General features: G+C 43.2%; 7 protein-coding genes. 4 read left to right on the forward strand and 3 right to left on the reverse strand.

Translation table 11 applies throughout. The features are described 5' to 3' along the window. Positions 1 to 2 precede the first annotated feature (2 nt). The 4 genes from AV939_RS03730 to AV939_RS03745 all read left to right on the forward strand — a co-directional run bounded on the left by AV939_RS03730 (position 3) and on the right by AV939_RS03745 (position 7,008). Positions 3 to 3,113, forward strand: coding sequence for an efflux RND transporter permease subunit (locus AV939_RS03730; RefSeq protein ID WP_057793884.1), 3,111 nt, complete (start codon positions 3 to 5; stop codon positions 3,111 to 3,113). 529 nt (positions 3,114 to 3,642) lie between these two features. Beyond that, positions 3,643 to 4,047, forward strand: a complete 405-nt coding sequence (locus AV939_RS03735) for a phosphate ABC transporter substrate-binding protein (protein ID WP_057793881.1) — start codon at positions 3,643 to 3,645, stop codon at positions 4,045 to 4,047. A gap of 33 nt (positions 4,048 to 4,080) precedes the next feature. Beyond that, positions 4,081 to 5,238: a hypothetical protein gene (locus tag AV939_RS03740; protein WP_057793879.1), complete on the forward strand. Its 1,158-nt coding sequence runs from the start codon at positions 4,081 to 4,083 to the stop codon at positions 5,236 to 5,238. A gap of 150 nt (positions 5,239 to 5,388) precedes the next feature. Next, positions 5,389 to 7,008, forward strand: a complete 1,620-nt coding sequence (locus AV939_RS03745) for a methyl-accepting chemotaxis protein (protein ID WP_057793877.1) — start codon at positions 5,389 to 5,391, stop codon at positions 7,006 to 7,008. Between the two features lie 238 nt (positions 7,009 to 7,246). Here the strand turns inward: AV939_RS03745 and rpoD are convergent, their stop codons facing one another. The 3 genes from rpoD to AV939_RS03760 form a co-directional block, all read right to left on the reverse strand. Continuing rightward, a complete protein-coding gene (gene rpoD / locus AV939_RS03750) occupies positions 7,247 to 9,073 on the reverse strand; it encodes an RNA polymerase sigma factor RpoD (protein ID WP_013785437.1) in 1,827 nt (608 codons plus the stop codon). Between the two features lie 324 nt (positions 9,074 to 9,397). Then, entirely contained in the window at positions 9,398 to 11,179 is a 1,782-nt protein-coding gene (dnaG, locus tag AV939_RS03755) for a DNA primase (RefSeq protein WP_057793875.1), read from the reverse strand. A gap of 141 nt (positions 11,180 to 11,320) precedes the next feature. After that, on the reverse strand, positions 11,321 to 11,767 hold the full coding sequence (locus AV939_RS03760; RefSeq protein ID WP_057793873.1) for a GatB/YqeY domain-containing protein: 447 nt from the start codon (positions 11,765 to 11,767) through the stop codon (positions 11,321 to 11,323). Positions 11,768 to 12,006 lie beyond the last annotated feature (239 nt).

Consider the following 12,006-nt stretch of genomic DNA (forward strand, 5'->3'; position numbering starts at 1 on the left):
CCATGTTGTTATCTGACATTTCAGTAAAAAGGCCGGTATTTGCAACGGTTATTAACCTGCTGTTGATTATATTTGGCGTGGTCGCCATTTCCATGCTGGCCCTTCGTGAATACCCAGACATTGACCCGCCTATTGTGTCGGTTTCAACCAAATACACGGGCGCATCGGCCAATATTGTTGAAACTCGCATTACTCAATTACTCGAAGACCGAATTTCGGGTATTGAGGGGATTAAAAATATTACCTCAACGTCCACCAATGGACGTTCTGATATCACCATAGAATTTAAATTATCTCGAGATATCGACGCTGCCGCCAACGATGTGCGAGAGCGAGTGAGTAGGGCGTTAAATAACCTGCCTGATCAGGCAGATCCCCCAGAAGTTTCAAAGGCCGATTCCGATCAAAGCGCTATCGTTTGGTACAACTTACGCAGTACCAATCTTAATACCATGGAGCTTACCGACTACGCAGAACGCTTCTTGGTTGACCGTTTGTCTGTTGCCGATGGGGTTGCTCGGGTGCAAATTGGTGGTGGCCGCCGCTACGCCATGAAAGTGTTTCTTGATAGAAACGCAATGGCTGCACGCGGTATTACTGTAAGCGATGTTGAAAGTGTTATTAGTTCTGAAAACGTTGAACTTCCTGCCGGTGAAGTTGAGTCGCTAGATAGAAACTTTGAAGTGCGTGTAGCGCGTACGTTCTTATCGCCGGAAGATTTTGCGGCGTTAACTGTAGCAGTAGGAGAGGATGGATACCTGGTTCGCTTAGGAGAAATTGCGAACGTGGAATTAGCGGCTGAGGACGACGAAACTGAGTTTAGAGGTGACGGCGTTAACATGATTGGTTTGGGCATTATAAAGCAGTCAAAAGCCAACACCTTAGATGTTGCTCGCTCAGCAAAAGCGCAAATCAGAAAAATTGAAGAAACCTTGCCGGACAATATTTTTATTGTGCCCAGTTATGACTCTTCAGTATTTATTGAAGCATCGATTAACGAAGTTTATGAAACCCTTGCCATAGCGATGCTTATGGTGGTGATTGTTATTTACCTTTTCTTGGGCAATGTACGCGCCACACTGATTCCTGCGGTCACCGTACCCGTGTCTTTGGTAGCTGCATTTATTGTGATGTACGCATTAGGCTTCTCTATCAACCTACTTACCTTACTTGCCATGGTGTTGGCAATTGGGCTGGTGGTAGATGACGCCATCGTGGTACTTGAGAATATTTCCCGGCGTATAGAAATGGGTGAGCCGCCCATATTAGCCGCTTATCGAGGTGCGAGAGAGGTTGGCTTTGCAGTTATTGCAACTACTTTAGTATTGATTTCTGTATTTGTGCCCTTGGTGTTTCTTGAAGGGAATGTTGGGCGTTTGTTTACTGAGTTTGCCCTGGCCATTGCTGCTGCTGTGGCGTTTTCAAGTTTCACCGCATTAACCCTATCGCCCATGATGGCCTCGAAAATTCTGAAAAAGCGTACTCGTTCAGCAGGATTTGGCGCTTGGATGGATAAGCGTTTTCATGCGCTAGAAAATCGTTATTTTAAAAGTTTGGGAAGTACTATTCACCAGCCGTTTATCATGGTGCTACTACTGATTGTTTCAGTGGTGGCGTTAGTGCAAATATCAGAAAAGTTACCTAGCGAATTCGTGCCAAAAGAAGATCGCGGTAATTTTTATATTTTAATGAATTCGCAAGAAGGAGCTAGTTTCGAAAGTAATGCGGCTAACCTAAAACTTATCGAAGATATCCTAATGCCATATCGTGAAAGCGGTGAAATAGGCAGGTTACTGGTACGTACACCCGGGTTTGGCAATAATGCGGGTATGGCGATTATTGGTTCTGCTGATTGGGATGAAAGGGATTTTAGTACTTTCACATTGATGGATGAAATAAGTGCAAAGCTTGATGCCGTGCCTGATGTGAGAGCGTTTGCCATTATGCGAAGTGGTATTTCAGGAGCAGGTTTCGGCCGCCCAGTGCAATTCGTCTTGCAAGGTGATACCTACGAGAACTTAGTGGAATGGCGTGACACTCTAATTGAAAAGGCATCAGAAAATAGAAACTTAGTTCGTATTGATTCTGACTATAAAGAAACATCACCTCAGCTTCTGGTCAATATCGACAGAGACAGAGCAGCTGATCTGGGGGTGTCTATTAGTGATATCGGACGTACCTTAGAAGTGATGCTAGGGCAACGTACGGTATCTACATTCTTAGATAGAGGCGAAGAGTACGATGTGATTATTGAGGGTATAGAGGCTGATTTTAGAAGCCCAAATAGTATCGATAATCTTTATGTTCGCTCTTCAAGAAGCGGCGAGCTTATTCCCATGGACAACTTGCTTACCTTCGAAGAGCAGGCGACGTCGTCTCGCTTAAATCGCTATAACCGCATGCGAGCTGTCACCATTTCAGCAAACCTTGCCGGCGATTATACGTTAGGAGAAGGCTTAGCTTACCTTGAAAATATCGTACGCACAGAGTTACCGGACAATGTGTCAATTGACTACAAAGGCGAGTCACAGCTTTATCAAGAACAAGGGAATTCCTTCGTCTACGTATTTATGCTGGCGTTAGCGGTTACCTACCTGATTCTAGCGGCGCAATTTGAAAGCTGGGTGCATCCGTTAGTCATCATGTTAACCGTACCGCTGGCGCTGGTAGGTGCTTTTATCGGCTTATTCTTTGCCGGTATGACACTTAATATTTACAGCCAAATAGGGCTGGTTATGCTGATTGGCCTTGCTGCGAAAAACGGTATTTTGATCGTAGAGTTTGCTAATCAACTTCGAGATGCAGGTATGAACTTCGAAGATGCCTTACGTCGCGCCGCTGCTCAGCGTCTTCGCCCAATCGTTATGACTGGTTTTACTACGGTATTTAGTTCTTTGCCCTTAGTGTTTGCCTCTGGGCCTGGTGCGGAAAGTCGCATGGTAATTGGTATGGTTATCGCGGCAGGTGTGCTGGTTTCAGCTTTCATGACCTTATATGTAGTGCCTACCGCTTACAGTTGGCTAGCCCGAAATACCGGATCGCCACAGCAAAGAAGTACTGAAATAGAACGCCTAGAAGTTGACATTCCCTACCGTAAAGGCGAGGAAAATTAGACCTCTGTTAATAAGGGCAAGAGCGTGTTTTTTAACGCTTATTCCATACGCTTATTCTCAGTACTTGACCAATAAGCACTAAAAAGTTCAAAAAGTCGTGCGGTATTAAGGTATATATTTTTATACACTAATATCGTTCGGCACTCCTAAGTTAATTTGTTGTTTTTTTCTCATCTAATTGATTTTAGATAGTTAAATTGATTTATCTGCTACGCTTTAGTTATTTTTACGTATGAATTTTTACGCCCTTTCGGTGCGTTTATCCTTTAGTCTAGTTGCTTCTACGCCTCTCTTCCCTAAACTGCGCATACTTTTTAAAGCCGGACTGAACACAACGAAATTTAAAACGAAAATTTTTCGTAACTCAGTTGGCAGTTTTTCTAATCCTTGCTAATACTTATCTTAATCTTGAAGCAGGAAGATATCTGTATGAGTAAGAATAAAAAATAAGCATATTGGTATTGTAAATTTAAAAGTTAACGTTTTTTTAATTGCGCTACCAAAACAAACACGACTTAGAGGACATGTAATGAAACAGTGGATACTAGCAGCAAGTTTGTGCAGCAGCATGGCTTTTGCAGATGTAGCAGTGATAGTTCACCCATCCAATGGGGATGCGTTAGATAAAGATTCAATCAGCCGACTCTTCCTTAACAAAATGAAAGCTTTTCCAAACGGCACTAAAGCAGTACCTCTAGCGCTTGCTGAAGGTCAAGCTGCGACAGATGAATTTAACGGTAAAGTTTTGAATAAGTCAGCATCTCAGCTTACCGCGTTTTGGTCAAAGCTAGTTTTTACAGGGAAAGGTCAGCCCCCTAAAGCATTAGGTAGCGACGCTGAAGTGGTTTCGGCTGTTGCTTCAAATCCAGGTGCTATTGGCTATGTAGATGCGGGCTCGGTAGATGGAAGCGTACGCGTAGTAGCCACTTTCTGATTACACAGTTTAAGAATATTTTAAGGATTTAACATGAAAACCAAACTTGCCCTTTTATCAGTTGCTAGCTTACTTGCCATGCCGGCGGTTGCAGACATAAAAATCAATGGATTCGCCAACCTTATCGGTGGTATGACACTAGATGATGACGAAGCTGTATACGGTTATGACAGTGATTTTAATTTCGAGCCTGCGAGTGTTTTCGGTCTACAAGTTCGTGGCGACGTAAGTGAGAAGCTTTCTGCAACAGCGCAGCTAGTTGGCCGTGGAAGTGACGATTACGATGCAAGTTTTGAATGGGCATACATGACTTATGCACTTTCAAATAACTCGAGTATTAGTGCTGGTCGAGTTCGCTTGCCATTTTTCAAGTATTCTGCTTCTTTAGATGTGGGGTATTCATATCACTGGTTAACACCACCTGATTCAGTTTACGGCGTACTTATTAACAATATGGACGGCGTTCGTTATGACTACAGTAACTATGCGGGTGATTGGGAATACGGTGTTCAGGCTTTTGCAGGACGCTCGGAGGCTGATACAGTAGAGGCGGATAACCTTACTGGTATTTCTTTTGAAGCCACTCGTGATTGGTTTAATATTCGTACTATTTATGCGCAAGCTAAATTTACTAGTCCAAATGAAGATCTTGATTTTTTAACTGATAGCATCAATCAATTTTCTGCAATTGTTCCTACTGTCACTAATTTTTCAAACAACTTCTTAATTGAAGACGATACGGTTGGTTTCTTCGAACTTGCTGTGAATATAGATAAATACGATTGGTTTGTAGGGGCAGAGTATACCCACATTTCATTTGATGAGGCTCCTATCGCAAATGATGATGCTTGGTATGTAACCGCGGGAATGCGTTTTGGTAAGTTCACGCCGCACATTACCTATGAACACAAAGAATCAGATCCAGATGATGTTGCAACTTACTTAAACGATGTTCCTTCTACTATTGCTACTGGCGATGCCGTTACTGATGGAACATGGTCAGCGTTGTATCAAGGTTTTGCAGCTGTAGCCGCATCAACATTAGAGGATACATCTGCGTTAACGGCTGGTTTACGTTACGATGTTGAGCCTGGTTTCGCGGTTAAGGGTGAAGTGACTTGGTTTGAAGACGATGCAAACGACGCTAATGATGCGACTCTCTTAAGAGTTGGTGTTAACTATACTTTCTAGTATTCATTTATTACTGTCGTTTTGGCCCCGCTCAGCAATGAGTGGGGCTAAGATATTTCTAAAGTTTTTTAAGAATGTGAAGATATAGAATTATAAAGCCATGATTAGTGGCCGTGCCTAAAGTAACGTGACGTAATTGGTGAGATAAAAATGAATTTTCTAAAAAAAATGCCCATCGCAACAAAAATTTTTCTGATACCAGGAATTGCTGCACTAAGCTTTATTATTTACCTCTTAATTACTGTTTTCGTTGCTCTAAACAACGGCGACACCCTTGAGAAAGTTGAAAAGGTCCAGTTTCCCGCACTTCAATTGTCTGCCTCTACATTAGTTGATATGCAAAAAGTGAGAGACACGCTAAGTAGTGCTGTGACCACTGGCGATCAAGATACATTAAGCGCTGCGAGTGAGATAGCTAAAGAAGCGAAAGCTGGGCTAGACGAGATAAGCGCGATAAGTCCAGAATTTCGTTCAGCGATATCGAAAATTTCTGACGGGTTCGATAACTATTTTGAAGTAGCTTTCGGTGTTTCCCAGTCAATGGTTGATGGCACTGCTGACTTTAGCCGCTTAGGTCAACTATCTGCCCAAATGAATGGTTCATACGATGCGGTGATCGCCTCGATGACGAATTTTAGAGATGAGCAACAGTCCGCATTTGATGCTTCATTCGCCAAAACCGATGCGGCGAATACTTCGTTAATTAGCACTGGTGTGGTAATGACTATTGTCGTTACTTTATTATTATTTGCTACTGCTGTGCCTATTGTTCGTGGCATTAAGCAGAGTATTGATGATGTGGTACGCTCGCTTAAAGATATTGCCCAAGAAAATGGTGACCTGACTGTTCGAATCGCAACGAAAAGTGAAGATGAAATTGGCGAGCTGGTTTATTGGTTTAACCAATTTATGGATAAACTGCAAGGCGTTGTGAAAGACGTGGTAGAGGCAAGTTTACCGTTATCAAATTTAGCGCAAAACCTTCGCGGCCTAACGGAAGAAACGCAACGTACCATCGACATTCAACAGCAGTCAGCACAAAACGCTAAACTCGCGGTTGATACTATGAGTGGTTCGGTAGATGGTGTAGCACACAGTGCCGCGCAAGCGGCTGGTGATGCCAATGAAGCCACTAGCGCTGCGGGTGAAGGTCGTCAAATCGTACAACAAACTGTTTCTAGTATTCAGCAGTTAGCCGAAAACGTGCGTGAAACCGCTGATGTGATTGGCCGTCTTGAATCAGATTCGAACAAAGTTGGCTCGGTACTCGACGTTATTAAAGGTATTGCTGAGCAAACCAACTTACTTGCGCTTAATGCCGCTATTGAAGCTGCTAGAGCCGGCGAACAAGGGCGTGGTTTCGCCGTTGTTGCTGATGAAGTACGTACACTAGCATCACGTACTCAACAATCGACTGAAGAAATTCAAAGTACTATTGAGCAACTACAAAGTGCAGCGCATTCAGCGGTAGAAGTGATGTCTCGCGGTACCGAGCAAGCAACGAATAGTGTTGAGACCGCTAATAGAGCGGGTGTTAGTTTAGAAACGATTACCAGTACAATTGGTCGTATTAACCAAATGAACGAACAGATTGCACACAACACTGAAGATCAACGTTCAGTGGCGGTAGACATTGTGAAGCACGTTGAAGAAATTCATCAACGTACAGAGCAAACTTCTACTCGCTCAGGCGAATTAGGTGTTATGTGTAACGAGCTTGCGGATTTAGCACAGCATCTAGAATTGATAGCGAAACAGTTCCGCGTATAACCGCTAATCCAATATTAAAAACGCCCTCTGCATTGAGGGCGTTTTTGTATCTGGCATTAATCAATTAGCCCGCAGTGCAAATTGCGAAGCTACTGATCAATCAATGTTGAAAATGGAACTTACTCATCGTGGCAAGTGACCACTTTTTTGCTATAGCTTTAGCGCTAACTCAAAATAAAAAAATCCCCTGACGAAGCAGGGGATTTTTAATTTTTTATTACTTTTATTGGCGAGTATTCTACTCGTCTAAGAAGCTTCGTAGCTGCTCAGAGCGGCTAGGATGACGTAGCTTACGCAATGCCTTCGCTTCAATCTGACGAATACGCTCACGGGTAACGTCAAACTGCTTACCCACTTCTTCAAGTGTGTGGTCAGTATTCATGTCGATACCGAAACGCATACGAAGTACTTTCGCTTCACGTGCTGTAAGCCCTGCCAACACTTCTTGTGTTGCGTCTTTAAGGCTACCGCCGGTCGCAGAATCGAGGGGCTGAATAATGGTGCTGTCCTCGATAAAATCGCCTAGGTGCGAATCTTCATCATCGCCAATTGGCGTTTCCATTGAGATTGGCTCTTTAGCAATTTTCAACACTTTACGAATTTTGTCTTCTGGCATAAGCATGCGTTCAGACAATTCTTCAGGTGTTGGCTCACGACCCATTTCTTGCAACATTTGACGAGAAATACGATTAAGTTTGTTAATCGTTTCTATCATGTGTACAGGAATACGGATAGTACGCGCTTGGTCGGCAATAGAACGAGTAATTGCCTGACGAATCCACCAAGTAGCATAAGTTGAGAACTTATAACCACGGCGATATTCAAACTTATCTACTGCCTTCATCAGGCCGATGTTACCTTCCTGAATAAGGTCAAGGAACTGCAAACCACGGTTCGTGTATTTCTTAGCAATTGAAATAACCAAACGTAAGTTAGCTTCAACCATCTCTTTTTTCGCACGGCGAGCTTTTGCTTCACCAATTGACATACGACGGTTGATGTCTTTGATATCAGCAATAACTAAACCAGTTTCTTGTTCAACCTGGTTCATTTTGCTAATACAGCGTTCAATTTCTTCTTTATTGACGGCTAATGCATCAGAGTACGCAGCGTTAGCTTTAATCGCTTTTGTTAACCAAGCAGAAGACGTTTCGTTTCCTGCAAATGCCTTGATAAAATCTTTCTTAGGCATTTTGGCGTTAACCACACAGAACTTCATAACAAGACGTTCTTGGATACGCACTTTGTCCATCATTGAACGCATGTTTTTAACCATACGATCAAATTGCTTAGGCACTAGACGGAATTCTTTGAAGACTTCACTCAATGCATTGATTTGCTCACGAGCGGCAGCATGAGAGCGACCTTTCTTCTCGATAACGTCACGTGCTTTGATGTACTGATCACGAAGGGCACCAAACTTAGCGCGTGCTAGTTCAGGATCTACACCGCCTTCATCTTCGTCTTCTTCATCATCGTCGTCATCTTCATCTTCCAGTTCTTCTTCTGAAAGTTCAGAGCCGATATGCGTGGCCGTGGGAGCAAGATCTTGATCATCATTCGGGTCAACAAAGCCCGAAATAATGTCGCTAATGCGAATTTCTTCTGCTTCGTACAAATCCCATTGATCGAGCAAATAGGTGATTGCTTCAGGATATTCAGCAACAGAGCACTGAACCTGATTAATACCATCTTCTATACGCTTGGCAATTTCGATTTCGCCTTCACGAGTAAGAAGTTCTACCGTACCCATTTCACGCATATACATACGCACAGGGTCGGTGGTACGCCCAATTTCGCTTTCTACTGTAGCAAGCGCTTGAGCGGCAGCTTCAGCTGCGTCTTCATCGGCGGTTGCTTCTTGCATGAGAAGTTCGTCTGAATCTGGAGCAGATTCAGAAACTTGAATTCCCATGTCGTTGATCATGCGGATAATATCTTCAATTTGATCAGAATCGACAATATCTTGCGGCAGGTGGTCGTTAACTTCTGCAAAGGTTAAGTAACCTTGCTCTTTACCTTTTGCAATCAGGAGTTTAATCTGAGACTGCTTGCTTTGCGCCATATAACCTACACTTCTCACATTCAATTAGTTTGCAATAGAAATACCCATACCAAAGAGGTATGTACATTATTTCTCTGTAGTACTACTGTTGTATCAATGCCGCTTCCGCTCGGTGTCACGTCATATTAAACGGTGCACACCTGCCCGGGTTTGGTTCTGCCCGTTTTGTTCGGCTTTATAATTGCTACTGACATTGCTGCAAATTTGTTCACATTTATGCTTATAAGCTTGCGTGCAGCGAATTAGCCAGTATAGCAGAATTACTAATGGTTTTACCAGATTGACGGCTGTTTTTTTAGCCAGTTATTAGCCTCGACCTTATGGTCAGCTTTTCTGGCGCTCCTTCATTAACAAGTTCAGTTCCTCTTTTTCCACTTGAGTTAGTGGCTGAACCCGAGAGCGGGAAATTAAAGTTTCAATACGGCTATCGAAATGCCAATCGAGTAATCGAGCAAAACTGTCGCTATAAACACGTTCAGCATCCTCGTCTTTAACAAGATGTTCTTGTAACAATAATTTCGCGATAGTAGGAGAATGGGGATGATTGCGGAAGTTTTCAACTAGCTGCGCAGTGGTTGCTTGAGGATATTGTGAACAATAACGATGAATATCCAATAAAAGGTCCATCCCGGTGGCATCACTTCCTTCAAATACAGAAGGTTGCACGTCATCACAGCGTGTGGCTAGCGAAGGAGAATCTAGCAGTAATCGAATCAGCATACGTAGCGGTGACAAGCGGGCTTTTCCTACCTGGTTTCTATTCGCTGAATAAGCGGGCTTGCTACTGGCGTGATTCGCTTTGGATATATCTTGCTGTAACTTAAATCTATCGTATTCACCGGTGTGCTTAGCAAGCTCTTCTAATAACATCTGCTTTTGGTCGTCGCCCTGAACACTTTCAATTAAGGGCATCGCGGCTTTGCGAAGTGCTATTTTGCCTTCGGGTGTACCTACTTTATGGGTTTTTAATTGGTTTTCGAAGAAGAAGCGTGACAATGGCATGGCATTATCAAGCATTTCCATAAAGGTATCTTTGCCAACTTTTCTTACCATAGTATCTGGGTCTTCGCCGTCAGGTAAGAATAAGAAAGACAGTCTGACGCCGTCTTTTAATGCGGGTAGGGCATTTTCCAATGCCCGCCAGGCCGCTTCACGGCCAGCACGGTCGCCATCGTAACAGCAAACAATATGCGGCGTTGCTCGCACTAACATTTGCATATGTTCAGCCGTGGTAGCGGTTCCAAGCGCAGCCGTTGCTTGGTTGATACCAAACTGACTTAACGCCACTACATCCATATAACCTTCAACAATGAGTACTGCATCGAGTTGACGGTTTTGTTGACGAGCTTGGTAAAAACCAAATAGCTCACTGCCTTTATGGAAGATACGGGTTTCTGGGGAGTTTAAGTATTTTGGGCCGCCTTCTTCTAATACACGTCCACCGAAACCGACTACGCGGCCTCGCTTGTCTCTGATAGGGAACATGATTCGGTCGCGGAAGAAGTCGTATCGTCTGCCTTGGTCGTTTTGATTAACCAATTTTAAGTCGATAAGTTGCTTTACACGGGCTTGGTCTTTGCCAAAGGTTTTTAGCAGGGCGTCCCAGCTGTCTGGTGCATAGCCAATTTCCCATTGCTTGACGATATCGCCGCTAAGTCCACGGCTTTTCAAATAATCTATGGCTTTTCCGCTATTTTCATTTTGTTTTAGTTGGTGTTGAAAAAAGCGAACAACTTGTTCCATTAGTGAATAGTCATCTTGCTGCTGTTGCTTTTTCTCTTCGCTAACAACAGGCAAGTGGCCTTTCTCTCTCGGCACTTCTAATCCGTAGAGTTTGGCGAGTTCTTCAATGGCCTCAACAAATTCAAGACGGTCGAATTCCATCAAAAAGGAAATAGCGTTGCCGTGCGCACCACAACCAAAGCAATGATAGAACTGCTTTTCTTGGCTTACGGTAAAAGAAGGGCTTTTCTCATTATGAAAAGGGCAGCAAGCTTGATAATTTTTGCCCGCTTTTTTTAACTTCACCCTACTATCAACAATGTCTACAACATCGGTGCGTGAGAGAAGATCATCAATAAAATCGCGAGGTATTTTTCCGGCCATGAGGAGACACTAATGCTTATAACGGTAATTAGGGTAGCACAAAAAAGTACTTTAACAGGGAAGGTAAATAATGAAAACGCCAGGTTTGCGATTACACAAACCCGGCTAATTCTATTTCTACCGTTGTATATTTAACGATATTTAGGCGTTCAAACGGGCTTTTATTTTAGCGCTTAGAGCGCCCATGTCGGTGCGGCCTTGCACTTGTGGTTTTAAGCTACCCATTACTTTACCCATGTCTTGCATACCTTGAGCACCGGTGCTTACCATTGCTTCATCAATTAAGGTGGCAAGTTCGTCTTCGGTTAAAGGCTGAGGAAGAAAACCTTCCAACACAACAATCTCTTCACGCTCTTTACTAGCCAAGTCATCACGGTCAGCGGCATCAAACTGAGAGGCGGCATCTTGACGTTGTTTAACCATCTTGGTTAATACTGCAAGAATATCGCTATCACCTAAAGTAATTTGCTCGTCAATTTCACGTTGTTTGATGGCTGCTATTGCCATGCGAATGGTGCCTAGACGTAATTTCGCTTTAGCGCGCATTGCATCTTTTTGTGCGGATTTTAAATCGTCTATTAAAGCCATGATGCTCCCAAATTAAGTAAAGTTTCAACAAAGAAGGGTTGTCACTATAAAGGTATAAAAAAAGGAATAAAGAAAAAAGTAAAACAGTAAAAGTAAAAAAGCACTCTATACAAGCATACCCATAAAAAGGCATACACTATTAATAAGGGGCGAGTCAGTGGCACTTTAAAACCGGGTGTCTAACAGGCGTTCTTGATGTCCTTCAATTCGCTGTTCATAAATAATGGGCAGTACATCAA

The sequence above is a fragment of the Alteromonas sp. Mac1 genome, from assembly GCF_001562125.1.
GTDB lineage: Bacteria > Pseudomonadota > Gammaproteobacteria > Enterobacterales > Alteromonadaceae > Alteromonas > Alteromonas stellipolaris.